The organism is Mesorhizobium dulcispinae, from assembly GCF_033977345.1.
Lineage (GTDB): Bacteria > Pseudomonadota > Alphaproteobacteria > Rhizobiales > Rhizobiaceae > Mesorhizobium > Mesorhizobium dulcispinae.
The window spans coordinates 234055-257797 of record NZ_JAVIIY010000003.1 but is presented as its reverse complement, the minus strand read 5'-3'; the positions used below and the strand labels follow the sequence as shown (position 1 = coordinate 257797).

The window sequence follows — 23743 nt, the reverse complement described above, 5'->3', positions numbered from 1 at the left end:
AACTACTTGATCAGAGGCAGCAGCGTTTCAGCGGTGATGCGCATCTGGTCGGTGTAGAACTTCTCGGTGAGCAGGCTGGAGCCGTGGTCCTGGATGAATTTGAGCTGCTCGGGCGAGATGTCGACCGGGTTGCGCTCCACCATCTCCGGATAGGGCGCTGCCGGCGTGCGGTCGACGGGCGCGACGAACTCGTTGGTCAGCGCACCGTCATAGCCGATCTCCTTCAGCGTGCCGACAATCTTCGGCCAATCGATCTGGCCGAGGCCGGCGGCGAAGCGGTTGTTGTCGGCGACATGGAAATCGTAAAGGCGTTTCCCCACCTGGCGGATGGCGTCGTAGACGTTAAATTCCTCCATGTGGATGTGATAGGCGTCGAGGCAGACGCCGCATTCCGGGCTTACCGCGTCCGCAAGCGCGAGCGCCTGGGCGCCACGGTTGAACAGGTAAGTCTCGAAGCGGTTGAGCGGTTCGACGGCGATCTTGACGCCGACCTTCTTGGCATGGGCGAAGCATTCGCGCGTGGCGTCGACCACCCAGCCCCACTCTTCCGCTTCGGTGCCGTCGGGCACCACCTTGCCGACGGTGGCGGGAACCAGCGTGATGATCTCGCCGTCAAGCTCGCTCACCATGGTCAGCACGTCCTTGACGTATTGCACCGAGCGTTCGCGCTGGCCCTGGTTCTTGGCGGCAAGGTTGCGTTCGCCCAGCATCAGCGTCACCGAACCCCAGCAGCGAATGCCGTGCTCCTTCAAGAGCGCGCGCGTTTCCTTGGTCTTGTACTGCTCGGGCTCGCCGGAAATCTCGATCGACTCATAGCCGAGTTTCTTGATGCGCTTGAGCGTCACCTCCAGCGGTTCCGCCCGCATCCAGTTGTGCGTCGAAAGATGCATGGTCTATCCTTCCCAGAATTCGCCTGTCACGTTTGCTCGCGGCGTTCTCCAGTGAGCCCCGTCGCATGATCTCCTCCCTACGGCGTTCCAGCGGTTTTTCTCGAAACTGGTTCGACCAATTGGGTCTGATACGACCTCTACAGCAAATTCAACAGAACGGCAAGGAGCGCCGGCGGTGGACGCCGTCAATCACCTATTTGTTTGATTTAGCTGCATAAACATACACTTTATCGCTGAAATTAAATGCGCTCGCTCCGCATCGTTGCGCTTGACCAAACGGCTGCATTTGGTAATACCAGAATGGCGCCACGCTCCGGCGTCGATATCAAATGACCGAACGGGCTGGCCCTCACTTCAATCGGCGCTATGCTTGGTCGCGGAAATCAGAGAGGGAGGATGCCGATGCCGACGACGATGAAGGGTCCCGGCCTGTTTCTGGCGCAGTTCGCGGGCGACGCCGCGCCATTCAATTCGCTGGCCTCGATCACCAAATGGGCGGCCGGCCTCGGCTACAAAGGCGTCCAGATCCCGACCTGGGACGGCCGCCTGTTCGACCTCAAAAAGGCGGCGTCGTCGAAGGCCTATTGCGACGAGGTGAAGGGCATCTGCGCCGACGCGGGCGTCGAGATCACCGAGCTGTCGACGCATCTGCAAGGCCAGCTGGTCGCAGTGCATCCGGCCTATGACGCGCAGTTCGACGGCTTCGCGCCAGCCGAGGTGCACAACAATCCGAAAGCCAGGCAGAAATGGGCCGTCGAGCAGATGGAGTTCGGTGCCAAGGCGTCGAAGAATCTAGGGCTCAAGGCGTCGGTGAGCTTCAGTGGCGCGCTCGCTTTCCCATACCTCTATCCGTGGCCGCAGCGGCCGCCGGGGCTGATCGAGGAGGCCTTCGCCGAGCTCGGCAAGCGCTGGAAGCCGATCCTCGACGTCTATGACGAGAACGGCGTCGATGTCGGCTACGAGATCCATCCCGGCGAGGATGTGTTCGACGGCGCGACCTTCGAGATGTTCCTCGACGCGGTCGGCGGCCACAAGCGCTGCAACATCAACTACGACCCGTCGCACTTCCTCTTGCAGCAGCTCGACTATCTCGAGTTCATCGACATCTACCACGAGCGGATCAAGGCGTTTCACGTCAAGGACGCGGAGTTCAACCCGACGGGGCGGCAGGGCGTCTATTCGGGCTATCAGGGCTGGGTGAACCGGGCCGGGCGCTTCCGCTCGCTCGGCGACGGTCAGGTGGATTTCAGCGGCATCTTCTCCAAGCTGACCCAGTATAATTACGATTCCTGGGCGGTGCTGGAATGGGAATGCTGCCTCAAGCATCCAGAGGACGGCGCCGCCGAAGGCGCGCCTTTTATCCAGCATCACATCATCCGGGTGACGGAGAGGGCTTTCGACGATTTCGCCGGCGGCACCAGCGACAAGAAGCTGCTGCGGGCGATGATGGGGATTTAGCACTTTCCCTCTCCCTTGAGGGAGGGGGCCGAAGGGGTCGGTTCTGCCGGGTTCCACGCCCGGCGACCCCACCCGATCCGCTGCGCGGATCGACCCCCCTTCAAAGGGGAGGTAACCAACACGAGGGAGAACGAAAGCATGGTCGGCGCATCGAAGTCGGAAACGGGAGGCGGCCCGATCCGCTACGGCATGGTCGGCGGCGGCCAGGGCGCCTTCATCGGCGCGGTGCACCGGATCGCGGCGCGCATGGACAATGATTTCGTTCTGGTGGCCGGCGCGCTGTCGTCAAATCCAGAACGGGCAAAGGCTTCGGCCGAAGAACTCGGGCTCGATCCGTCGCGCAGCTACGGCTCCTATGCCGAGATGGCCAAGGCCGAAGCCAAGCGCCCGGACGGCATCGAAGCGGTGGCGATCGTGACCCCTAACAACGTGCATGTGCCTGCGGCAAAAGCCTTCCTGGAGGCGGGCATCCACGTCATCTGCGACAAGCCGCTGGCGACTTCGCTGGCCGAGGCGAAGAAGCTTGCCGCACTGGTCGAGAAGACCGGCAAGGTGTTCGTGCTGACGCATAACTACACCGCCTATCCGATGATCCGCCAGGCGCGCGAGATGGTGGCCAAGGGCCAGCTCGGCGACATCCGCATCGTGCAGTCGGAATATCCGCAGGACTGGCTGACCGAGGACCTTGCCGCCACCGGCCAGAAGCAGGCTTCCTGGCGCTCCGACCCCAAGCAGGCCGGCGCCGGCGGCGCGCTGGGCGACATCGGCACGCATGCCTACAACCTCGCCCGCTTCGTCTCGGGGCTGGAGCTCGATGCGCTTTCGGCCGACCTCGACGCCTTCGTGCCGGGCCGCCAGCTCGACGACAATGTCAACGTCATGCTGCGCTTCAAGCCGGTCGGCAACAAGCATCCGGCCAAGGGAATGATCTGGGCGAGCCAGGTGGCGCCCGGCCACGAGAACGGGCTGAAGCTGCGCATCTACGGCTCGAAGGGCGGGCTGGAATGGGTGCAGGCCGACCCGAACTATCTTTGGTACACACCGTTCGGTCAGCCGAAGCAGTTGCTCACCCGCGCTGGCGCCGGCGCCATGGCGGTCGCGGCGCGTGTGACGCGCGTGCCGTCGGGCCATCCGGAAGGCTATCTCGAAGGCTTTGCCAACATCTACCAGGAGGCAGCGCGGGCGATCCGGGCGGCGCGCAAGAAGGGCGGCAAGCCGGCTAAGGATGTGATTTTCCCGACGATCGCGGACGGCGTCGAAGGCATGGCCTTCATCGAGGCCTGCGTGAAGTCGTCGAAGAAGAATGGGGCGTGGACGAAGCTTTAGGGTGCTCGGCTAGAGGCGCCCCTCACCCGGATTGCCAGCCGAATTGCAAAGGGCAATTCGGGGCAATCCGACCTCTCCCCGAGGGGAGAGGAGATCGCCGGCGCCAACCTCTTCTCGCCTCGGGGAGAAGGTGGCCGCGAAGCGGCCGGATGAGGGGGGAGCCGGCGGAGCCGGCAGGGAGCAATAGGCCGGCCGTCGAGCGGGGGAGGGGTGTCGATGAAAATCGGCATGTGCATGTTCTTGTGGACGACCAGCGTCTCGAAGAAGCATGAGGCGCTGCTCGGGGACATCAAGGCGACCGGCTTCGACGGCGTGGAGATACCGGTCTTCGCGGGCGAGCCGGACGACTATAAAAAGCTCGGCGAAATGCTCGACCGCATCGGGCTGGAACGCACCGCGGTCTCGGCCATGGGCGATCCGGCGATGAACCTGATCTCGCCCGATGCCGCGACGCGCAAGGCCGGCATCGACTACATGAAATGGGCGATCGATTGCAGCGCGGCCCTCGGTGCGACCAGGCTGAGCGGGCCGCTGCATTCCACGCTCGGCGCCTTCTCCGGCAGCGGGCCGACGGCGGCCGAGAAGAAGCGCTCGGTCGCCTCGCAGCGCGCCATCGGCGACCATGCCGGCAGGAAGGGCGTGACCATCGGGCTCGAGGCGCTCAATCGCTTCGAATGCTATCTGGTCAACACGATGGATGACCTGTCGGAGCATATCGACGCGATCGACCGGCAGCATATCAAAGCGATGTACGACACCTTCCACGCCAATATCGAGGAGGCCGACCCGATCGGCGCCTATACGCGCAACCGCAAAAATGTCGTCCACATCCACATTTCGGAGAACGACCGCGGCGTGCCGGGGCGCGGCAACATTCCGTGGAAGGAGACTTTTGTCGCCATCCGCAAGAGCGGCTACGACGACTGGCTGACCATCGAGTCCTTCGGCCGCTCGCTGAAGGATCTGGCGGCGGCGACCAAGGTGTGGCGCGACTTTGCCGAGAGCCCGGAGGCGGTGTATCGGGAGGGGTATAGGCATATCAGGGATGGGTGGAGGAAGGTGGCTTAGGTCACCGATCGCGCGTTCGATTGCTAGCCAACAACTTCATGCAGAAAAGATCTACGTCGGCGTTCCTTCGCGCCCCCCTCTGTCCTGCCGGACATCTCCCCCACGAGGGGGGAGATTGGCGGCTTCGGCGCTCCGCTCAATTCTGCAACGTAGGAGATTGGCGAAAGCCCTGGTGATGGCTGATCTCCCCCCAAGTGGGGGAGATGCCCGGCAGGGCAGAGGGGGGCGCTGTCCCGCCGACCTCTCCCGAGATTCTGCAATGAGGGCCTAACCCTGCGCAGCCTGGAGCCGGTTGTAATCATGCAGCGTGCGGCTGAGCCGGCGGCGCAGGAAGTTCGAGATGTTGTCGAAGACGAAGACGACGAAAAGCGTCAGCAGCACCATGTAGAAGACGTTGGCCCAGTTCGAGTTGGTGCGCATGGCTTCCCATAGTTTCAGGCCGATGCCGCCGGCGCCGACCGCGCCGATGATGGTGGCGCCGCGGGTGTTCGATTCCCACTGGTAGAGTGTCTGGCTGATGAAGATCGGCACCACTTCCGGCAGCACGCCGTAGCGCTGCACCAGCAGGCCGTTGGCGCCGGTCGAGAGCACGCCTTCGCGCGGCTTGTCGTCGATGTTCTCCAGCGCCTCGGAATAGGTTTTGCCGAGCGTGCCGATCTCGGTGAAGAAAATCGCGGCGCTGCCGGCGAGCGGGCCGGGGCCGAAGGCGCGGGTGAAAAACAGCGCCCAGATCAGCATGTCGACCGAGCGCATGAAGTCGAAGAAGCGCTTCAGCACCTGGCTGAGCAGCCCGCTTGGCGTGATGTTGCGGGCGGCGAAGAAGGCGAGGGGGAAGGCGACGATGCCGCCAAGCAGCGTGCCGAGGAACGCCATGACGATGGTCTGCAGCAGTTTCGTCCAGACGTCGCCATGCTGCCATTGGGCATTGTTCCAGATGTTGTCGGCGGCCAAGGCAAGGTTCGACGTGCCCGGCTTGAGCTCCGGTCCGGAGACGATCAGCGAGAACACCGCGCCTGCCGACTTGCCGAAGAACGGCGAGCGCGTGTCGAAGACGAAATTCGCCCAGCCCAGGAAGCGCTTGCGCACCTTGACGCGATCGACGGTGACCCGCACTTCGCCGGCGAAGCCCATCTTGGCGACGACCTCGTCGTCATGCACCGTCACCCAGTCCGGCACCGGTCCCGTCACCTCGGGCTTGCCGCCGGTCAGAGAGACCGGCACGATCTGGCCGTTGGCTGAGATCGTCGCCTTTGTCTTGTCGAAGGTGACGGATTTGGCCCCGCCGTCGATCTGCACGGTGAAAGTGCCGTCGGGATTCCTGATCACCCAGTCCGGATTTGGGTTTTCGCCGAGCGCTGAGAAGCGCGGATATTTCGGCGTGATCTGAGGCTGGTCGAGGCGGAATTCCGGCTGCAGGTCGTAGCTGATCCATTGCGACAGGAAGAGCGGCAGGCGCTCCCAGTGCGATTCCTTGAGCACCTGCGGCAGGCTGAAGAACCACAGGGCGTAGGCGAGATAGAGCGCCGTGCCGGCGATCAGGAGCAGCGGCCAGAAGCGCTTGAAGGCCGGCCGCTTGAATATCTGCGGGTGGCGGTCCTCGATCGCGCTGATTTCGTCGACGGTCATAGCCATGGCTTTTCTTTTCCTTGGACCATGATCTTCTCCAAAAACCGGCGTCCACTTTTCGGGATCATGGTCTAAGCGCTCATCAGAAAGGCCTGCTCGCCGACGAGCTTGCGGCGCAGCCAGGCGGAGAACTGGTCGACGAGGAAGATGGTGACGAAGAGCAGCAGCACCAGCGCCAGCGTCTTGGCACCGAAGCCGCGTGAGATGGCCAGCTTCAGCTCCTCGCCGATGCCGCCGCCGCCGACCGCGCCCATGATGGTCGAGATGCGCACGTTGATCTCGATTCTGAGCAGCGTATAGGACATGAAGTTGGGCAGCACCTGCGGCAGGTCGGCGAAGCGCACGCGCTCGATCCAGTTGGCGCCAACCGCCCGCAGGCCTTCCTCGGGGCGCATATCGATGTTCTCATTGATCTCGTAGAACAGCTTGCCCAGCGCGCCGATCGAATGCAGGCCAATCGCAATGATGGCCGCGACCGGGCCGATCGAGACGATTGCCGCAAACAGGCCGGCAATCACGATCTCGGGGAAGGCGCGCAGCAATTCCATGAAGCGCTTGACGATGAGCCGCAGGATCGGGCTCGGCGTCAGGTTGCGCGCGGCGATGAAGGAGAAAGGAACGGCAAAGACGAAGCCGATGAAGGTCGAGACCAGCGCAACGTTGACGGTGGTCAGCATCAGCTCGAAATATTCGGGGATGTAGAAGCCGCCCCAGATGTAAACGCGGCCAAGCGGGAAGTTGAATTCCTGCGTGCCCTTGTCATGCGGCGAGGCGATATCGAACAGCGCCCGCCAGACGTCGTTCCAGTCCTTCGGGATAAGCCAGCTCAGGAAGTCGAGGATATGCGGCAGCCGCTCGAAGAAATGGCCGGCATTGGCTTCGTCGGCAAACCACATGGTCGCGACCATGGCGACCAGCAGCAGGCCGACCCCGAGCGCGGTATAGAAGCGGCGAAGCGAGGTCTGGCGCCGCCAGGCGTCGGCCTGCTGCCTTGTCGCTTCGGAATGGATCGTCGTCGAAAGGGTCATGATCGGTGAATGCAAAAAGGGCGGCGTTTTGCAGCGCCGCCCTCTTTTCCTGATGCCGTCAGCCGCCGATCGCGGCTTTGCGGGCTTCGACGATGACGTTGTAGAAGTCCGGCTTCACCGGGACGTAGCCGGTGAAGTCGCCGCCTTCGACGCCTTCGAAGCAGGGCTTGTCCTTGGTCGGCAACGCCGTGAAGAAGTCGGTGAGCTTGGCGGTCATCTCGGAGCCGAGCGCGGTGCGGACGACCAGCGGGCCGTTCGGGATCAGGCCGGAGCGCCAGACTTCGACGAAGTCGTTCGGGTCGACGGCGCCCTTGGCGACTTCCTTGTGGAAGGTGCCGGAGGTGTAGCCGTTCTTGAAATCGCCGATGCCGGAGGAATCGTCCACCGCCACGTCGACCTTGCCATCGCGGACGGCGAGGATGTTGTTCTCATGGCCGCCGTTGAACTGGGTCGAGGCGAAGTAGGTCTCGTTGGAGGCGCCGGTGTCCTTCGGAATCTGGGTCAGCGGGATCAGATAGCCCGAGGTCGAATCCGGGTCGGCATAGCCGAGCTTCTTGCCCTTGGCCGACTTGATGTCGGTGATGCCGGAAGTCTTCAGCGCCAGGCCGATCGAATAGTAGCCGGTCGAGCCGTCGGTCTGCTTGGTGGTGAGGATCGGGGTGACGGCGTTCGGGTCCTTGAGATAGACGCTGGCGTAACCGGACGCGCCGAGCTCGGCGAAGTCGAGCGTGCCGCCGAGCAGGCCCTGGATGACGCCGTCATAGTCGGCGGCCGGGAACAGCGACACCTTCTCGAAGCCGAATTCGGCCTTCAGGTGGTCGGCAAGGCACTGATAGTTGCGCAGGCGGTCGGTTTCATTCTCGCCGCCGAGGATGCCGACGCGGAATTCCTTGATGTCGGCAGCGTGAGCAGCACTTGCCGCCATGGCGAGCAGCGATACGGCGCCAAAAACCATTTTCCTGAACATTGATCTCTCTCCTGTTGCTCCGGCTACGCGCCGGTGGCGTTCGAATTTTTAAGTCTTGCCTTTGACGCGGGCGGGCGATCCGGGTTGCTCTTTGCTGAAATCCACGATTTGCCCGGAGCAGCTTCAGCCCGGGCGGTGGACTCAGTAGCCAGGGAAGGCCGGTTCGAGCGGTCCGGCGGATGCGGTGAGCTTCGGCTTGATGCTGACGCTGGTCGACGTGATGGCCTCGGAGATCTCGACGCCGTTGGCGTCGGCGCCATAGACGGTGCGCACGGCGTCGCGGTCGAGATCCTCGGGCGCGCCGTCGAAGACGACCTTGCCGGCGGCCATGCCGATGATGCGGTTGCAATAGGCGCGGGCGGTGTCCAGCGTGTGCAGGTTGGTGACGACGGTGATGCCTTCGCGCAGATTGATGTCGCGCAGCGAATCCATCACCACCTTGGCGTTGAGCGGGTCGAGCGAGGCGATCGGCTCGTCGGCCAAAAGCACTTTCGGCTGCTGCATCATGGCGCGCGCGATCGCCACGCGCTGCTGCTGGCCGCCGGACAGCGTGCCGGCCGGCTGCAGCGCGGTGCGGGCGATGTCGAGGCGCTCGAGCGCGGCGACCGCCTCGGCACATTCGGTGCGCGAGAACATACCGAGCAGGTTGGAAAGCGTGGAGCGGTGGTTGAGGCGGCCGAGCAGCACGTTGGTCAGCACGTCGAGGCGCGGCACCAGGTTGAACTGCTGGAAGATCATGGCGCAGTCGCGCTGCCAGCGGCGCAGCGGCGAGCCCTGCAGGCGGGAAACCTCGGCGCCGTCAAAAAAAATCGACCCCTGGCTGGGATCGATGAGACGGTTGATCATACGCAGCAACGTCGACTTGCCGGCGCCGGAGCGGCCGATGATGCCGACCATCTGACCCTGCGGAATCGAGATGTTGATGTCGCTGACAGCGGTGTTCTTGCCAAATCGTCGGGTTACGCCGCGGATTTCCAGCGTGGCCGATGATGCTGACATGGCAAGACTCCGGTACGTCGCGGTTTCGAAGGTCCGTTAACCTTCGCTAGCGCAGCCCCATGAAGCTGGGGTGTCGGATTGATGTCAGTTTTGTTACGTCCCACAGGCCGTCCCTATTTATGCATGTCGTTGTCCCAAAACCGCGCGCACCCGCAGGTCAGGCCCGACGGCAAGCTTTTGGGCGACGTGCATAGGGTCACCCCAGCACAAGCAATTCCTCGAAATGCTTCATGTCCTTGAAGCTGCAGAAGGCCGGCGGGCGCAATTCGATCACCGGAGCCTCGCGATCAAGGAACGACAGGCAATCGTCGAACAGGTCCTGCCAGGCGGCTGCGCGATCGTCGGCGAGGCGGCGGATCTGGTAGGCGAAAGTGATATGGAAGACATACATGTCGTGGTCAGGATGGCGGTAGCCGAACGGCACCGACAGCGCATCGCGCCAGGCTTTGAGGACAAGCCGGTCCTCGTCCGTGGCGCCGGCAACTGTCAGGCCGTTCGGCGTGATGCCGATGGTCCTGATCCTGAAGGCGCCGTTGCCTTCGAAGCTCTGCAGGCGCTCGAGATAGAGGCGGGTCATGTCGTCGATGCTGGTGTCGAGCGGTACATCGGCCGGCCAGTAGGGGAGCCTGCGGCGATATTCGATGATGCCCTGGAACAGGGTCATGTGCAGGCTGGAGATCGGCGTGAAAGCGAGGCGATCAGCATCGGGCATGGCGCGAATGCGCTCGCGCACCTCGATGACGGCGGCTTCGGAAGGCGAGCCCTGGACGAGGTGGCTGACCACCGTGTTGCCGGGCTCGAGGAGGAAGTTGCCCGATGTCTCGTAGCGCGTGCCGAGATGCACCGGCGGCGCCGGATTGGTGCCTTCGAAGAAGGAGGCGAGCGAGGGTCTGACTGTGGCGAGCATGGGCGATCTCAAATTGTTGGTTCGCAATTCCGGACGGAAAACCATGACGCACTTTTCCTGGAATTGCTTCGGGCGGAGATCGCGTCCTGTCCGAGTCCTGTGTCAAGGGTATGAACCTGCACACCTCTACAGCATGCGGTGCATCACGAAAGCGTCGACATAGCCCAGCCGCGGATGGTCGAATGCTTGTGGAATGGTGCCGACGATGTCGAAGCCCAGCCGACGCCACAGCTTCACCGCCCGCTCGTTGCTGCTGATGACGAAGTTGAACTGCATGGCTCGAAAGCCAAGATCGGCGGCCCGTTGCAAGGAATGCTCGCACATCGCGGTGGCGATTCCTCGACCGCTCGAAGCCGCCGACGTGACGTAGCCGCAATTGGCGACATGCGCGCCGCCGCCGCGCTGGTTGGCGTGGAGATAGTAGCACCCAATCACATCGCCGGCCTCCTCCGCCACGAACACGTCGTGCCCAACGGAAAACCAGTAGCCCAGCGCCTGGTCGCGGTTCCAGTCGCGGGGCAGCGCATAGGTTTCGCCGGCGCGCAGGACAGGTTCAAGGATGGACCAGATCGCATCTGCATCGGCCGGAGTGGCTGGACGAATGGTCGGCACGGTCGGGGCTCTCGAGCGAGATTGAAGCGGATCAGAACCGGATAGCGGCAAGGATACTGCTGAGAAAGACCAGAATTGCAAAAGCAGTCACAATTCCCGGCTCCACGGCGGCTGTCGGCGGGGCCGGTACGTCTTTTCGCAAGGGCTGCATGAACCCCTCAACCATGTTCTTACTTTAGCACATGCGCATGTTCCTGACACATGCGAAAACACGCCGGCCGACTAGAGCGGTTCACCGTTTCACGGAAACGCCGAACCGCTCTATCTCTTTGTTTTCACGCAATTCCGGACGGAAAACCGCTACGCACTTTTCCTGGAATTGCTCTAGCCGCCATATTTCTCCAGGAAAGCTTCGGCCGAGAGCTCGCGAAAATCGTCGAGCGCGGCGCGCAGCCTTGCATGGTCCCAGTCCCACCAGGCGAGCGCCTGGTAGCGCTCGGCGGTGCGGCGGTCGAAGCGCTCGCGGATCGGTTTCGCAGGGACGCCCGCGACGATCGTATAGGGCGCGACATCCTTGGAGACCACGGCACCGGCGCCGACCGCCGCGCCGTCGCCGACGGTCACGCCGGGCAGGATGGTCGAGCCGTGGCCGAGCCAGGTATCGTGGCCGATGGTGACGCGCCTGGCGCGGCGCTGGGCGAAGAACTCGCTCTCATGCTCTGCATCGTCCCAATAGTCCGAGGCGCGATATGTGAAGTGGTGCAGCGTCGGCCGCCAGGTCGGGTGGTTGGTAGCGTTGATGCGCACGCTTGCCGCGATGTTGGAGAACTTGCGAATGGTCGCGCACCAGACGGCGCAGTCCTGCATCATGTAGGAATAGTCGCCGAGCTCGCTTTCCGAGACGCGGCTGCGTTCGGCGATCTCGGTCCAGCGGCCGAGCGTCGAATTCTCGACCTGTGCAGTCGGATGAACCAGCGGCGCCTCAGAAAGCTTCCTCGTCATGCGGCGATCCTGCCTGCGGCGAAGGCGGTGACGTCGATGACGCGGTCGGCCACCGCGTCGCGTACATCCTGGTCGTGGAAGATACCGAGGAGAGCAACGCCTGCTGCTTTCTTGGCGGCGATGAGCTCGACCACGACGTCGCGGTTCCTGGCGTCGAGCGAAGCGGTCGGCTCGTCGAGCAAAAGGATCGGATGCTCGGTGATGAAGCCGCGCGCGATGTTGACGCGCTGCTGCTCGCCGCCGGAGAAGGTTGCAGGCGGCAAGGCCCAGAGCTTTTCCGGCAGGTTGAGCTGCGCAAGCAAGGTGCGTGCGTTCTCCCGCGCGGCCTCTCTGTCCTCGCCGCGCTCGACCAGCGGTTCTGCGACGACGTCAAGCGCGGAAACCCGCGGCACAGTGCGCAGGAACTGGCTGACATAGCCGATGGTGTGGCGGCGCACGGAGAGCACGGTGCGCGGGCTGGCGGAAGCGAGGTCGATCAGCCCGCCACCATGCTGGACGATGATCTGGCCTTGGTCGACGGCATAGTTGCCGTAGAGCATTTTCAGGATCGAGCTTTTTCCCGCGCCCGACGGGCCGCCGAGCACCGCGCATTCGCCGGCGCGGATCGAGAAGGAGACGCCCGCCACTACCGGCAGCGTGACGCCGTCGCGCAGATGCATGGTGAAGCTTTTCGCGACATCGGAAACGACAAGCGGCGTAGCCATGTTCACACCTGCAAGATGGAGGACACAAGAAGTTGCGTGTAAGGCGCGCGCGGGTCGTCGAGCACGCGGTCGGTGAGGCCGCTTTCGACGACGCGGCCGTCCTTCATCACCATCATGCGCTGTGACAAAAGCCGCGCCACGGCGAGGTCGTGAGTGACGACGATTGCGGCGAGGCCGAGATCGGTGACCAGGCCGCGCAACAGGTCCAGCAGGCGCGCCTGCACCGAAACGTCGAGGCCGCCGGTCGGCTCGTCCATGAACACCAGCCGCGGCCCGGTCACCAGGTTGCGGGCGATCTGCAGGCGCTGGCGCATGCCGCCGGAGAAGGCGCGCGGCTCGTCGTCGATGCGGTCATCGTCGATCTCGACGCGCGACAGCCAGTCGACCGCCGTGGCGCGGATCTTGCCGTAGTGGCGGTCGCCCACCGCCATCAGTCGCTCGCCGACATTGGCGCCGGCCGACACCGTCATGCGCAGGCCATCCGCCGGGTTTTGGTGGACAAAGCCCCAGTCGGTGCGCATCAGGAAGCGGCGCTCGGCCTCGCTCATGCGGTAGAGCTCGCGCCACTGGCTGTCGCGCATGCGGTAGCTTGCGGTGCCGGAGGACGGCAGAAGCCTGGTCGACAGGCAGTTCAGCAGCGTCGTCTTGCCGGAGCCGGATTCGCCGACGACCGCCAGCACCTCGCCTGGCCACAGGTCGAACGTGACATTCTCGCAGCCGACGCGCGAGCCGTAGAATTTGGAAAGCGCCGAGACGCGCAGCAGCGGTTGGTCGGTCATTGCGCCGGCTCCGTTCTTTCCAGGGCAAGATGGGTTTCAGGCGCAAGATGGCCGCGATGGCCATCCGCGCGCCGCTTCTCGCAATGGTCGGTGTCGGAGCAGACGAACATGTGGCCACCATGGTCGTCGAGGATGACCTCGTCGAGATAGACATTCTCGGCGGCGCAGAGCGCGCATGGCTGGTCGAAGGTCTGCACCTCGAACGGATGGTCCTCGAAATCGAGGCTGACGACATCGGTGAAGGGCGGGACCGCATAGATGCGCTTCTCGCGGCCGGCGCCGAAAAGCTGCAATGCCGGCGAACGATGCATCTTCGGATTGTCGAATTTCGGCGTCGGCGAGGGGTCCATCACATAGCGGCCCTCGACCTTGACCGGATAGGCGTAGGTGGTGGCGATGCGGCCGTGCCTGGCGATGTCCTCGTAGAGCTTCACATGCATGAGGCCGTATTCCTCCAGCGCATGCATTTTTCGCGTTTCCGTCTCGCGCGGCTCGAGGAAGCGCAGCGGATCGGGGATCGGCACCTGGAAGACCAACACCTGTCCCGCGTCGAGCGGATGCTCCGGGATACGGTGGCGGGTCTGGATGATCGTTGCCGCCGCCGTCTCGGTGGTGACGGCGACCTTGGCGACCTTTTTGAAGAAGGCGCGGATCGAGACGGCGTTGGTGGTGTCGTCGGCGCCCTGGTCGATGACTTTCAGCACATCATCGGGACCGATGATCGAAGCGGTGACCTGCACGCCGCCGGTGCCCCAGCCATAGGGCATCGGCATCTCGCGCGAGGCGAAGGGCACCTGGTAGCCGGGAATGGCGATGCCCTTCAGAATGGCGCCGCGGATCATCCGCTTTGTCTGCTCATCGAGATAGGCGAAGTTGTAGGTGGCGATGTCGGTCATGGCGATCACATCCGCTTTGTGCTATCGATTTGACGTCCAGGACGCTGGAGTAGGGCCAAATGACCTCCACCGGATGGGTGCATCTTGGAATTCTGCTGTTGGCCTTCGCGGGCGCAGCAGTTTTTGTTTTTCGCCGCATGGTCCTGCCCAAACCGAGGGAGGGGTCTATCGAATCCTTGGGCGGCGGCATGACGTGGGGTGGCGGTGAGGGTAGTGGCCATTCCGCCGATGGCGGTGGTCATGTGGGTGGCTTCTAAGCTCATTCCGCGGCCTCCCTCTTTTCTTCGGCCTTGTCTTCGTTTTCGCGTGCTTCGAATTCGGCGCGCATGCGGCGGACCAGGTCGATCTCGGCCTGAAAGTCGACATAGTGCGGCAGCTTCAGGTGCTCGACGAAGCCGGTGGCCTGCACATTGTCGGAATGCGAGATGACGAACTCCTCGTCCTGCGCCACGGCAATCACATCCTCGCCAAGCTCGGTAGCGCGCAGCGCCCGGTCGCACAGCGCCATGGCCATCGCCTTGCGCTCGCTCTGGCCGAAGACCAGACCATAGCCGCGGGTGAATTGCGGCGGTGCCTTGGCCGAGCCCTTGAACTGGTTGACCATCTGGCACTCGGTGACGCGGATGGAGCCGAGCGGCGCGGCGAAGGGCAGCTCCGGCACGTCGAACTCCAGCTCGACCTCGCCGATGCGGACCTCGCCGACGAAGGGATGGTTGCGGGCATAGCCGCGCTGCGTCGAATAGCCGAGCGCCAGCAGAAACCCTTCGTCGCCGCGCGACAGCGCCTGCAGGCGGATGTCGCGCGCCATCGGAAACTGCAGCGGCTCGCGGGTGATGTCGCCGGGGATATGGTCAAGCGGCATGTCGCTGTCGGCTTCGATCAGGCCTTCATGGGCAAGGATCGAAGAAACGCGCGGCATGGCCTCGGCTTCGGCAGGACGCTGAGCGGGTGCTTCGACCTCGGCGCCGGCGGCGAGCTCCGGATCGAGCAGCCGGTGGGTGTAGTCGAAAGTCGGCCCTAGCACCTGGCCGCCGGGCAGGTCCTTGTAGGTGGCCGACACGCGCCGCTCGACCTGCATGGCGCCGGTGTCGACCGGATTGGTATAGCCGAAGCGCGGCAGCGTGGTGCGGTAGGCGCGCACAAGGAAGATCGCCTCGATCATGTCGCCGCGCGCCTGGACGACGGCAAGCGCGGCCAGCTCGCGGTCGTAGAGCGAGCCTTCGCTCATCACGCGGTCGACGCCGAGCGCCAGCTGCTCGACGATCTGGTCGAGGCGCAGCACCGGTACCGAGCGGTCGCCGCGCCGGCGATCGGCAAGCAGGCGATGGGCGTTGGCAATTGCGGCTTCGCCGCCTTTCACCGCGACATACATGTCATGCCTCCATCGTCTTGATGCGGGTGGTGCGCGGCAGGCAGGCGAGGCTGCCGGACGCCGCCAGGATGATGTCGACGCCGCGCGGGAAACGATGGTTGTTCTGCTTCCACTGTTCGACGAAATGGCGCGGCATGGCTCTCGGCGCGATCGTCGCGGTCTTCTCGATGCCAGGGCCTTCGAGCAGGAGCGACGGACCGGAGGCGAGATCGTCGACCAAAAGGATCAGCGTCGTCGAGCGGTCGGGATATTCCTGCGTGCCTTGCGCAAAACCGTCGAGCGCCGCCATCTCCGCTGGATTGGCGACGATCGCGAAATGCGCGTCGGCGGGCGTGTTGGCCAAGGGCGCGCCGGTGTGAAAACCGAGCCAGGCCTTTACGGGCGCTTCGGCCTGCAGCCGCGGGTCGAGCCAGATCGGCGTGTCGTTGTCGCAGAGCGCCAGCGCCACGGCGCCGGCGGTCGCCGACAGCGGCGCCGGCGGATGGGCGAGCGACGGCAGGGCCTGGACGCTGCCGGGACGCGCCATGGCGTCCATGATGGCGCGGAACACGGTTTGCGCATTGAAAACCGGTTCGGCGAAGCCGCCTTCGATCGATTGCGTGGCGATATCCATCAGTCCTCTCCGCGCACCATGGTGAAGAAATCCACTTTCGTGGCCGCCGTCTCGACGCGCCGCTTCTCGCGCGCCTCTTCGAGCGCTGTCCGCAACGGCGCGACGAGCTTGGTCTCGACCGCCTCGCGGTGGGCCGGGTCCTGCCAAAGCGCGTCGGCGATTGCCGCGAGTCTGGCCTTGTTCTTGTCGCGACCGAGCGCATAGGAATGGCCGACCTGTCCGGAGGGCAGCCGCACCGTGGCGCGAGTGACGGTCGCCTCGCCGACATTGAAGGGCGCGCCGCCACCGCCGATCCGCCCGCGCACGGTCACCAATCCGGTTTCCGGACCGCGCAAAAGCTCCGCCTCGGAAGGCAGGCCGGAGCCGTCCCACAGACGCGCGATCTCTTCGGGCGCCGCGTGCGCCAGCGTTGCCATCAAGGCCTTTCGCCCGGCTTGCTCGCGCGCTTCCTGTCCTCGCATCGCATCGCTCCTTGGAAATTTGTCTATTGATATAGACAACTATACAAATTATACTCATCACCTAACGGGAGTCCATGACGGGCGGATGACAAGAGGCGCAAAAGCTAGGAGGAAGACGTTGGGGGCGGGGAAATGACGGGACTGGCGGGCAGCATCGAAAGACGCAATGGCGTGTCGCTGTGGCGGCAGATCGCCGACAGGATCCTGCAGGGGATCGCGAGCGGCGATTTCGCCGAGAATGCGGCGCTGCCGCCGGAAATGGCGCTAGCGGAACGCTACGGCGTCAACCGCCATACGGTGCGCAGCGCCATTGCCGCCCTGGTGCAGGAAGGCGTACTCAAGGCCGAGCAGGGGCGCGGCACCTTCGTGCTGTCGCGCAAGCGTCTCTCCTATCCGATCGGCGCGCGCACGCGGTTTTCGACCGGGCTGCAAGGGCAGACGACCGAGCGCCACATCGCGCTGCTGTCGTCATCGACGGAGCCAGCCAACCGCCGCATCGCCGAGGCGCTCGGCATTGCCAGGGGATCGGCCGTGATCTGTCTGGAAACGCGCGGCGAGGCCGACGGGCATCCGGTGTCGCGGGCGACGACATGGTTCGATGCAAAACGTTTCGCCGGTATCGAGGTCGCGATGGCGGAGACGGGATCGATCACCGCCTCGCTCAAGCGCTTCGGCATCAACGATTATCTGAGGCAATCGACAGTGCTGTCCGCGCGCCACGCCGACGCCGACGATCTCGCCGATCTCGAATTGCAGCCGGGCGCCATCGTGCTGGTCACGGTCGCCGTCAACGTCACGCTCGACGGCCAGCCGATCCAATTCGCCGAGTCGCGCTTTCCCGCGGAACGGGTGGAACTCAGGCTCTCGGCAAACGACTGACGGCGTTCATCCGACCTCGATAACCGCCTTGATCAGGCCGGATTTCTCATGCGCCCATCTGGCCAGATCGCGCGGCGTGCCGGCAAGCGAGGTGCGATGGGTGACGAGCTTGGCCAGCGGCACGGCGCCGTTGCGGATCGAGGCGGCGACGTGGTCGAAATCGGCACGGAGCGCATTGCGGCTGCCGACAAGCGTCATCTCGCGCTTGTGGAACTCGGGGTCGGAGAAAGTGATGTCGTCCTTGACGACGCTGACCAAAACCAGCGTGCCGCCATGCGCGACATGGGCGAAGGCCGATTGCACCGACTTCGTGTTGCCGGTGGCGTCGAACACGATGTCGAAGCCTTCGCCGCCGGTCGCCTGCCGCACCAGGTCGGCCGCCGGCGTTTTCGAGCCGTCGAGCGCGGCAAATCCGAGCTCGCTCTCGGCGAAGTCGAGCCGTTCGGTGCTCATGTCGAGCAGGCTGACGTCGAGCCCGGCGATGCGGGCGAACAGCGCCGTGCCGAGGCCGATCGGGCCGGCGCCGATGACCAGCGTGCGCTGGCCGGGCGCGGCAAGCGAGCGCCGCACGGCGTGCGCGCCGATCGCCAGGAATTCGACCGCGGCCGCATCGGCCAGCGAAAGGCCGTTTGCCGGATAAAGGTTTTGCGCCGGCACCAGGATCTCGTCGCACATGGCGCCGTCGCGATGCACGCCCAGCACTTCGATGCTGACGCAGCAATTCGGCTTGCCGTGCCGGCAGGCGATGCATTTGCCGCAGGCAAGATAAGGATTGATGATCACTGCCTCACCGATCGCGAGTCCAACGCCTTCACCCTTCTCGTCGACCGTGCCCGACACCTCATGCCCCATGATGCGTGGGTAGGCGAGGAACGGGTGCTTGCCCTCGAAGATGTGGTAGTCGGTGCCGCAGATACCGACATGGCTGACGGCGACCCGCGCCCAGCCGGGCGGCGGCGCGCCGGGCTCGGCGCGTTCTTCGAGGACAAGGTCGCCGGGCGAGCGGCAGACGACGGCTTTCATGTGCTGATCCAGTATTCAAAGGAGCGCCGGCCCATCGGTCGATCAGGCCGGCGCATCATTTCAGGGACGATTATTTGCCGCGACGGCGCAGGCCGTCGAAATAGACGATGACGATGATCAGCACGCCGGTGATGATGCGCTGCCAGAAGGCGTTGACGTTGAGCAGGTTGGCGCCGTTGTTGATGGTGGCCAGAATGAAGGCGCCAAGCAGCGGCCCATGCACCGAGCCGACGGCGCCGAACAGCGAGGTGCCGCCGATCACCGAGGAGGCGATCGCCTGGAGTTCCCAGCCTTCGGCCTGCGTCGGATTGCCGATGCCGATGCGCGAGGCCAGCAGCACGCCGACGAAGGCCGCGCAGAGGCCGGACAGCGTATAGGCCATGTAGATGGTGCGCTGGACGTTGACGCCGGACAGGCGCGAGGCCTCAGCATTGGAGCCGACCGAGAACAGATAGCGGCCCCAGCGGCTGTGATGCAGGAAGATATAGGCGGGAATGCCGACCAGGATCACCATCCAGAACAGATTGGGGACACCGACGAAGGAGTTGCGCGAGAATTCCTGGAAGGCGTCATTGTTGATCGAGATCGAATTGCCGTTGGTCATCAACAGGCCGATGCCGCGCAACGAGGTCAGCGTCGCCAACGTGATGATGAAGGGTGGTAGGCCCATTTTGACGATGCCAAAACCATGGAACAGGCCGATGGCGACGCCAACCAGCAAGGTGATGAGGATGGCGGCAAAGACGGGCACTCCAGCATTGATCAGCATCGCCGTGGTAACTGTGGAGAAGCCGACCACAGCGCCGACCGAGAGATCGATGCCGCCGGTGATGATCACGAAGGTCTGGCCGACCGCGAGGATGGCGATCATCGAGCCCTGACGCAGCAGGTTCGAGATGTTGTTGGCCGAGGCGAAGCTCGACGTCGCCACCGACAGGATGACCCACAACAGAACCAGCAGGGCCAGCAGCGTCAGCCCGAACAGGGCATTGTAGTTGCGTTTCGGTTTCTCGACGGCAATGGCCTCGGTGCTCATGTCTGTCCTCCCTGCTTGTCTTGTTTCTCGGCGAGCGCCTGAGAGAGAATGTCCTCGTGATCGGCGGTCCGGAAGCCATGCGTGGCCACCAGCTTGCCGCGCCGGAACACATGCAACGTGTCGGCGAGCTCATAGACCTCAGGCAGATAGGACGAGATCAGGATGATGCCGGCGCCCTTGGACAGAAGCGTCGAGAACAGGCGGTAGATCTCGGCCTTGGTGCCGACATCGACGCCGACCGTCGGTTCGTCGAAGATGAACAGCTTGGCGCCATGCGCCAGCCACTTGCCGATGACGATCTTCTGCTGGTTGCCGCCCGACAGGCTGGAGGCGAGTGCGCTACGAGTCGGCGTCTTGATCCTGAGGTCGGCGATCTGGCGATCAGCCTCGGCCTTCTCCTTTGCGCCTGAGATCAGCATATTGCTCGAGATGCGCTTGTAGATCGGCAGGTTGAGGTTAAGCCCGACCGGCAGGTTGAGGCAAAGCCCCTGGTCGCGGCGGCTTTCCGGCGCCAATGCCATGCCGAGCCGGATCGCGTCATGCTCGGAGTGGACTTGCACCTCCTTGCCTTGCCACAGGATCTGTCCGGCCGACTTCCTGTGACGGCCATAAAGCGTGGTCACGAACTCGCTGCGGCCGGCGCCGATCAGGCCGTAGAGGCCGACGATCTCGCCCGCGCGGACGGTCACCGAGACGTTCTCGAATCCCTTGCCGGAGAGGTTCCGTGTCTCGACAATCGTCGCTCCCGGCGTGAAATGCTCCTTGTGGTAGATCTGCTCGATCGAGCGGTTGATCATCAACTTGACCAACTCGGGCTCGTTTGTCTCGGCGATGGTGCGGGTGCCGACGAGCGTGCCGTCACGCAGCACCGAGACGCGGTCGGCGAGCTCGAACACTTCCTCCATTCGATGGCTGATATAGATGATGGTGACGCCCTCGCCCTTCAGCCTTCGGATCAGCTTGAACAGCTGGTCGGCTTCCTTGCGGGTGAGATAGGCGGTCGGTTCGTCGAAGATCAGGAATTTCGTGCCGCGCACGGTGGCACGCGCAGCGGCGATCAGCTGCTGCTGGCCGATGGTGAGGTCGCCGAGCATGACATGCGCCGGCAGGTCGAAGCCGAGGCCGTCGATGATCTTCTGCGCTTCCTTGACCATCGCGCGCTGTTGCAACAGGCCGAAGCGCGAATTCTCCTCGCCGAGGAACATGTTGGCGGCGACGGTGAGGTGGCGGCATAGCACCACCTCCTGGTGGACGGCATTGATGCCGAGCGCCATCGCCTCATGCGGGGTGGCGAGCGCTTCCGCCTTGCCTTCCCAGATGACCTCGCCGGAGGTGCGCGGCATGACGCCGGTGAGCAACTTGATGAGCGTCGACTTGCCGGCGCCGTTCTCGCCGACGATGGCGTGGATCTCGGCTGCCTTGAAGGCGAGGTTGACCGGCTTCAGCGCATACGTACCGGGATAGCGCTTTTCGAGGCCGTTGAGTTCGAGGATCGTCCTGCCGGGCTCCAGCGTGGGTGCGGGGTGCAGTTCCTGCGCTGTCGACGTCATGACAATCCTCCCAGATTGATCTCAACCGTTGGGTACGCAGCGATGCGTCTTTCGCGCACCTAGGAGACGAACCCTAAAGCGGTTCAGCTTCTAATGAAATGCCGACCCGCTTTAGGAGTTTGTTCACGCAATTCCGGACAGAAAACCGCTTCGCACTTTTCCTGGAATTGCTCCGTGGCATGCCGGCGGATTTCCAAACCGTCCGCGGCAATGTTTCCGGGGCGTCGAGGCCCCGGAAACGATTGGCGCGATGCCGCTCAGTTCAGCTTCGGGTTGAGCAGCGCGTCGATCTTCGGATCCTTCATGTTGTCCTTGGTGACGAGATTGGCGCCGGTGTCGACATTGGCCTCGACCTTCTCGCCCTTCGAGGCGGCTAAAGCGGTCTTGATGCCGTCGTAACCCATCCGGTACGGATCCTGGACGACGAGGCCGGAGATGACGCCGTCGTTCAAGAACTTGATCAGCTTCTCGTCGCTGTCGAAGCCGATCAGCCCAACCTTGCCGGCAAGGTTATTCTCGGCGATCGCCTGGCCGACGCCCTGCGCCATGATCAGGTTCGAGGCGAAGATGCCCTTGAGGTCGGGATTGGCGGTGATCAGGTCGGTCGCGATGTTGAGGCCGGTCGTGGCCTGGCCGTCGGCATATTTGTCGGCGACGAGCTCGAGGCCGGGATATTTGGCCTTGAGCTGTTCCTTGAACCCTTGCGCGCGCTGCTCGAGCGAGCCGGCGCCGGGGAGCGCGGTGATCAGCGCGACCTTGCCTTCGACCTTGCCGCCATTGGCGGCGGCGATCGCTGCGGCGAGACCGTCAGCCGCGACGCGGCCACCCTGGACGTTGTCGGTGGTCAGGAAGGAGGTGAAGGCCTTGGATTCGGCGCTGGAGTCGATGCCGATGACCTTGACCTTGGTCGCCGCCTCGTCGATCGGCTTGCCGAGCGCCTTGGCCTCGGTAGGCGCGATCACGACCGCGGCCGGATTGCCGGCAACGGCGTTTTCGAGGATCGAGATCTGGCCGTTGACGTCGGTTTCGGCCTGGGCGCCGAGCTCCGGCACGTTAACGCCGAGGTCCTTGCCGGCCTTGCGGGCGCCGGCCAGAACGATCTGCCAATAGAAGGAGGTGGTATCCTTGACGATGATCGGGATGGTCACGTCGGCCGCCGAGGCGGGTGCAGAATGCATCGCGCCGGCAAGCATCGAGGCGGCGGCGAGAGCCACGAAAGCGCGGCGGTTGAGAAGGCTGGTCACGAATTTCATTAGGTTCCTCCCTAAGTCGCCCGGTGAAGGTTCGGAAGCTCCATCTGGATAGGCGCGGGCCAAACAGAACTTTATCAATAAAAAACATTTGCCGCTTTTTGATAGTGCATCGTCCGGGCCGATGCAAGCGGTGTTTGGTGCCGTTTGCGTGATGCCGGGTAAGGCATGGTCGGTTCCGCCGGTTGCCTGTCCGGCAGCATTGGATGCTTCCGTTCCTCCTCTTCCGATATGGAACATAAGTTCCATACAAGAGTCAATATGGAATATTCATTCCCTTGCGCGATCCTGCCCCCATAGCTGCAGGCCAACTCGCTGGCTTCTCAGCCGAGCTGCTGGACGATGGTGTAAGGATCGTATCTGGCGAATTCGGTCGCTGGCACCTCGATGTCGAGCAGTTCGAGGTTGCGTGTCAGATTGGCCGGCTTGGCCGTGCCGGTCAGCACCGAGGCGACGACCGGTTCATGCAGCGGAAACTGGAATGCCGCCGCGGCCAGCGGGTAGCCGCCTTCCGCCGCAATCTTTTCCATCGCGCCGACCCGGTCGAGAATGTCCTTGCTCGCCGGCAGATAATCGAAATGCGCGCCGTGCACCGGGCCCGTCGCCAATATGCCGGAGTTGAAGACGCCACCGATAATCAGCGATGTCTGCCTTTCGCGGCAGAGCGGCAGCAGTTCGGGCTCGGCGCTGCGGTCGAACAACGTATAACGGCTGGCGAGCAGGATGCAGTCGAGCGGCGCGCGGCGGAGCACGTCGAGGCAGATCTGGACCTCATTGACGCCGAGGCCGTAGGCCGAGATCGTGCCGGACGATTTCAGCTCCTCCAGCGCCTTCAGCCCGCCATCCATCAGCTGGCGGAAATGCAGCTTCGTCTTCTCGACGCCATGCGTGTAGACGCCGATGTCGTGGACGAACAGGATGTCGATCTTGTTGAGGCCGAGCCGCGCGTAGGAAAAATCCACCGAGCGCATGATGCCGTCATAGGAATAGTCGTAGTCGAGCGCGAAAGGCAGCGGATCGACATAGGAGTGATCGGGAACCTGATCCTCCGGCACCGGCCGGAACAGGCGGCCGACCTTGGTCGAGAGCACGTAGGACGAGCGCGGCTTCTCACGCAGGAAGTCGCCTGTGCGCCGCTCCGACAGGCCGAAGCCATAGAAGGGCGCGGTGTCGAAGTAGCGCAGCCCGCTGTCCCAGGCGGTCTGCAGCGTCTCCATTGCGGGCTCGCGCGGACAGGCGCGATAAAGGCCGCCGATGGCGGCGCCGCCGAAGCTGATTTCGGTCACTTCGAGCGCAGTCGTGCCGATCCGGCGTTTGTTCATCAAAGCCTCCCCTTTGCCGTCCGACCGGCGGTCGT

Annotated in this window: 24 protein-coding genes; 5 read left to right on the top strand and 19 right to left on the bottom strand. The window is 63.9% G+C overall.

From position 1 onward, the window contains the following. Positions 1-2: 2 nt before the first annotated feature. Complete coding sequence (locus RFN30_RS09150; protein ID WP_320261768.1) at positions 3-890, bottom strand: sugar phosphate isomerase/epimerase family protein; 888 nt, start codon at positions 888-890, stop codon at positions 3-5. 402 nt (positions 891-1292) lie between these two features. On the opposite strand from RFN30_RS09150, the gene RFN30_RS09145 reads away from it, so the two are divergent. The 3 genes from RFN30_RS09145 to RFN30_RS09135 all read left to right on the top strand — a co-directional run bounded on the left by RFN30_RS09145 (position 1293) and on the right by RFN30_RS09135 (position 4742). Further along, positions 1293-2348 carry a sugar phosphate isomerase/epimerase family protein gene (locus tag RFN30_RS09145; RefSeq protein WP_320222888.1) on the top strand — a complete coding sequence of 352 codons (1056 nt, stop codon included), beginning with the start codon at positions 1293-1295 and terminating at the stop codon, positions 2346-2348. 138 nt (positions 2349-2486) lie between these two features. Then, on the top strand, positions 2487-3674 hold the full coding sequence (locus RFN30_RS09140; RefSeq protein ID WP_320261767.1) for a Gfo/Idh/MocA family protein: 1188 nt from the start codon (positions 2487-2489) through the stop codon (positions 3672-3674). Between the two features lie 216 nt (positions 3675-3890). Then, complete coding sequence (locus RFN30_RS09135) at positions 3891-4742, top strand: sugar phosphate isomerase/epimerase family protein (protein ID WP_320261766.1); 852 nt, start codon at positions 3891-3893, stop codon at positions 4740-4742. Between the two features lie 267 nt (positions 4743-5009). Here RFN30_RS09135 and phnE (RFN30_RS09130) read toward each other — a convergent pair whose 3' ends face one another. The 10 genes from phnE (RFN30_RS09130) to RFN30_RS09085 all read right to left on the bottom strand — a co-directional run bounded on the left by phnE (RFN30_RS09130) (position 5010) and on the right by RFN30_RS09085 (position 14202). Continuing rightward, on the bottom strand, positions 5010-6368 hold the full coding sequence (gene phnE, locus RFN30_RS09130) for a phosphonate ABC transporter, permease protein PhnE (RefSeq protein WP_320262073.1): 1359 nt from the start codon (positions 6366-6368) through the stop codon (positions 5010-5012). Positions 6369-6439: 71 nt separating this feature from the next. Next, positions 6440-7396, bottom strand: a complete 957-nt coding sequence (phnE, locus tag RFN30_RS09125; RefSeq protein ID WP_320261765.1) for a phosphonate ABC transporter, permease protein PhnE — start codon at positions 7394-7396, stop codon at positions 6440-6442. A 58-nt stretch (positions 7397-7454) separates the two neighbouring features. Continuing rightward, positions 7455-8363 (bottom strand): phosphonate ABC transporter substrate-binding protein, encoded by a 909-nt coding sequence (gene phnD, locus RFN30_RS09120; RefSeq protein WP_320261764.1) that lies wholly within the window; start codon positions 8361-8363, stop codon positions 7455-7457. 141 nt (positions 8364-8504) lie between these two features. Further along, positions 8505-9362, bottom strand: coding sequence for a phosphonate ABC transporter ATP-binding protein (phnC, locus tag RFN30_RS09115; RefSeq protein WP_320261763.1), 858 nt, complete (start codon positions 9360-9362; stop codon positions 8505-8507). A 196-nt stretch (positions 9363-9558) separates the two neighbouring features. Beyond that, positions 9559-10269: a DUF1868 domain-containing protein gene (locus RFN30_RS09110; protein ID WP_320261762.1), complete on the bottom strand. Its 711-nt coding sequence runs from the start codon at positions 10267-10269 to the stop codon at positions 9559-9561. Positions 10270-10395: 126 nt separating this feature from the next. Next, positions 10396-10881, bottom strand: coding sequence for a GNAT family N-acetyltransferase (locus RFN30_RS09105; RefSeq protein WP_320261761.1), 486 nt, complete (start codon positions 10879-10881; stop codon positions 10396-10398). Positions 10882-11205: 324 nt separating this feature from the next. Then, positions 11206-11823 (bottom strand): DapH/DapD/GlmU-related protein, encoded by a 618-nt coding sequence (locus tag RFN30_RS09100; RefSeq protein ID WP_320261760.1) that lies wholly within the window; start codon positions 11821-11823, stop codon positions 11206-11208. Beyond that, complete coding sequence (gene phnL / locus RFN30_RS09095; RefSeq protein WP_320261759.1) at positions 11820-12527, bottom strand: phosphonate C-P lyase system protein PhnL; 708 nt, start codon at positions 12525-12527, stop codon at positions 11820-11822. Before phnL ends, RFN30_RS09100 begins: the two co-directional genes overlap by 4 nt. A gap of 2 nt (positions 12528-12529) precedes the next feature. After that, on the bottom strand, positions 12530-13306 hold the full coding sequence (gene phnK, locus RFN30_RS09090; protein ID WP_320261758.1) for a phosphonate C-P lyase system protein PhnK: 777 nt from the start codon (positions 13304-13306) through the stop codon (positions 12530-12532). Further along, the gene (locus RFN30_RS09085; protein WP_320261757.1) at positions 13303-14202 is read right to left on the bottom strand and encodes an alpha-D-ribose 1-methylphosphonate 5-phosphate C-P-lyase PhnJ; all 900 of its coding nucleotides are present in this window, start codon (positions 14200-14202) and stop codon (positions 13303-13305) included. Before RFN30_RS09085 ends, phnK begins: the two co-directional genes overlap by 4 nt. Positions 14203-14261: 59 nt before the next feature. Here RFN30_RS09085 and RFN30_RS09080 point away from each other — a divergent pair, with 59 nt between their 5' ends. Continuing rightward, entirely contained in the window at positions 14262-14459 is a 198-nt protein-coding gene (locus RFN30_RS09080) for a hypothetical protein (RefSeq protein ID WP_320261756.1), read from the top strand. 2 nt (positions 14460-14461) lie between these two features. Here RFN30_RS09080 and RFN30_RS09075 read toward each other — a convergent pair whose 3' ends face one another. From RFN30_RS09075 to phnG, 3 genes are read right to left on the bottom strand one after another with little or no spacing between them, the layout of a single operon-like run. Next, positions 14462-15574, bottom strand: coding sequence for a carbon-phosphorus lyase complex subunit (locus tag RFN30_RS09075; RefSeq protein ID WP_320261755.1), 1113 nt, complete (start codon positions 15572-15574; stop codon positions 14462-14464). 1 nt (position 15575) lies between these two features. Beyond that, the gene (gene phnH / locus RFN30_RS09070; RefSeq protein WP_320261754.1) at positions 15576-16187 is read right to left on the bottom strand and encodes a phosphonate C-P lyase system protein PhnH; all 612 of its coding nucleotides are present in this window, start codon (positions 16185-16187) and stop codon (positions 15576-15578) included. Beyond that, on the bottom strand, positions 16187-16648 hold the full coding sequence (gene phnG, locus RFN30_RS09065; protein WP_320261753.1) for a phosphonate C-P lyase system protein PhnG: 462 nt from the start codon (positions 16646-16648) through the stop codon (positions 16187-16189). The genes phnH and phnG overlap by 1 nt, the downstream gene beginning before the upstream one ends. Positions 16649-16780: 132 nt before the next feature. Here phnG and phnF point away from each other — a divergent pair, with 132 nt between their 5' ends. Next, positions 16781-17527, top strand: coding sequence for a phosphonate metabolism transcriptional regulator PhnF (phnF, locus tag RFN30_RS09060; RefSeq protein ID WP_320261752.1), 747 nt, complete (start codon positions 16781-16783; stop codon positions 17525-17527). Between the two features lie 6 nt (positions 17528-17533). On the opposite strand, the gene RFN30_RS09055 is transcribed toward phnF, so the two are convergent. The 5 genes from RFN30_RS09055 to RFN30_RS09035 all read right to left on the bottom strand — a co-directional run bounded on the left by RFN30_RS09055 (position 17534) and on the right by RFN30_RS09035 (position 23708). After that, complete coding sequence (locus RFN30_RS09055) at positions 17534-18550, bottom strand: zinc-binding alcohol dehydrogenase family protein (RefSeq protein ID WP_320261751.1); 1017 nt, start codon at positions 18548-18550, stop codon at positions 17534-17536. A gap of 70 nt (positions 18551-18620) precedes the next feature. Beyond that, entirely contained in the window at positions 18621-19586 is a 966-nt protein-coding gene (locus RFN30_RS09050) for an ABC transporter permease (RefSeq protein ID WP_320261750.1), read from the bottom strand. Further along, positions 19583-21136, bottom strand: a complete 1554-nt coding sequence (locus RFN30_RS09045) for a sugar ABC transporter ATP-binding protein (RefSeq protein ID WP_320261749.1) — start codon at positions 21134-21136, stop codon at positions 19583-19585. The genes RFN30_RS09050 and RFN30_RS09045 overlap by 4 nt, the downstream gene beginning before the upstream one ends. A 257-nt stretch (positions 21137-21393) precedes the next feature. Further along, positions 21394-22389 carry an ABC transporter substrate-binding protein gene (locus tag RFN30_RS09040; RefSeq protein ID WP_320261748.1) on the bottom strand — a complete coding sequence of 332 codons (996 nt, stop codon included), beginning with the start codon at positions 22387-22389 and terminating at the stop codon, positions 21394-21396. A gap of 320 nt (positions 22390-22709) precedes the next feature. Continuing rightward, the gene (locus RFN30_RS09035; RefSeq protein WP_320261747.1) at positions 22710-23708 is read right to left on the bottom strand and encodes an aldo/keto reductase; all 999 of its coding nucleotides are present in this window, start codon (positions 23706-23708) and stop codon (positions 22710-22712) included. Positions 23709-23743: the final 35 nt, after the last annotated feature.

Bases quoted from the DNA above. Each gene is read 5' to 3' on its own strand.
- phnG (WP_320261753.1), bottom strand. From the start codon at position 16,648: ATGCGAGGACAGGAAGCGCGCGAGCAAGCCGGGCGAAAGGCCTTGATG.
- RFN30_RS09035 (WP_320261747.1), bottom strand. From the start codon at position 23,708: ATGAACAAACGCCGGATCGGCACGACTGCGCTCGAAGTGACCGAAATC.
- phnD (WP_320261764.1), bottom strand. From the start codon at position 8,363: ATGTTCAGGAAAATGGTTTTTGGCGCCGTATCGCTGCTCGCCATGGCG.
- phnE (WP_320261765.1), bottom strand. From the start codon at position 7,396: ATGACCCTTTCGACGACGATCCATTCCGAAGCGACAAGGCAGCAGGCC.
- RFN30_RS09085 (WP_320261757.1), bottom strand. From the start codon at position 14,202: ATGACCGACATCGCCACCTACAACTTCGCCTATCTCGATGAGCAGACA.
- RFN30_RS09075 (WP_320261755.1), bottom strand. From the start codon at position 15,574: ATGTATGTCGCGGTGAAAGGCGGCGAAGCCGCAATTGCCAACGCCCAT.
- RFN30_RS09135 (WP_320261766.1), top strand. From the start codon at position 3,891: ATGAAAATCGGCATGTGCATGTTCTTGTGGACGACCAGCGTCTCGAAG.
- RFN30_RS09145 (WP_320222888.1), top strand. From the start codon at position 1,293: ATGCCGACGACGATGAAGGGTCCCGGCCTGTTTCTGGCGCAGTTCGCG.
- phnL (WP_320261759.1), bottom strand. From the start codon at position 12,527: ATGGCTACGCCGCTTGTCGTTTCCGATGTCGCGAAAAGCTTCACCATG.
- RFN30_RS09100 (WP_320261760.1), bottom strand. From the start codon at position 11,823: ATGACGAGGAAGCTTTCTGAGGCGCCGCTGGTTCATCCGACTGCACAG.
- phnC (WP_320261763.1), bottom strand. From the start codon at position 9,362: ATGTCAGCATCATCGGCCACGCTGGAAATCCGCGGCGTAACCCGACGA.
- RFN30_RS09110 (WP_320261762.1), bottom strand. From the start codon at position 10,269: ATGCTCGCCACAGTCAGACCCTCGCTCGCCTCCTTCTTCGAAGGCACC.
- RFN30_RS09045 (WP_320261749.1), bottom strand. From the start codon at position 21,136: ATGACGTCGACAGCGCAGGAACTGCACCCCGCACCCACGCTGGAGCCC.
- RFN30_RS09055 (WP_320261751.1), bottom strand. From the start codon at position 18,550: ATGAAAGCCGTCGTCTGCCGCTCGCCCGGCGACCTTGTCCTCGAAGAA.
- RFN30_RS09140 (WP_320261767.1), top strand. From the start codon at position 2,487: ATGGTCGGCGCATCGAAGTCGGAAACGGGAGGCGGCCCGATCCGCTAC.
- phnH (WP_320261754.1), bottom strand. From the start codon at position 16,187: ATGGATATCGCCACGCAATCGATCGAAGGCGGCTTCGCCGAACCGGTT.
- RFN30_RS09080 (WP_320261756.1), top strand. From the start codon at position 14,262: ATGACCTCCACCGGATGGGTGCATCTTGGAATTCTGCTGTTGGCCTTC.
- RFN30_RS09040 (WP_320261748.1), bottom strand. From the start codon at position 22,389: ATGAAATTCGTGACCAGCCTTCTCAACCGCCGCGCTTTCGTGGCTCTC.
- phnK (WP_320261758.1), bottom strand. From the start codon at position 13,306: ATGACCGACCAACCGCTGCTGCGCGTCTCGGCGCTTTCCAAATTCTAC.
- RFN30_RS09050 (WP_320261750.1), bottom strand. From the start codon at position 19,586: ATGAGCACCGAGGCCATTGCCGTCGAGAAACCGAAACGCAACTACAAT.
- phnE (WP_320262073.1), bottom strand. From the start codon at position 6,368: ATGACCGTCGACGAAATCAGCGCGATCGAGGACCGCCACCCGCAGATA.
- phnF (WP_320261752.1), top strand. From the start codon at position 16,781: ATGACGGGACTGGCGGGCAGCATCGAAAGACGCAATGGCGTGTCGCTG.
- RFN30_RS09150 (WP_320261768.1), bottom strand. From the start codon at position 890: ATGCATCTTTCGACGCACAACTGGATGCGGGCGGAACCGCTGGAGGTG.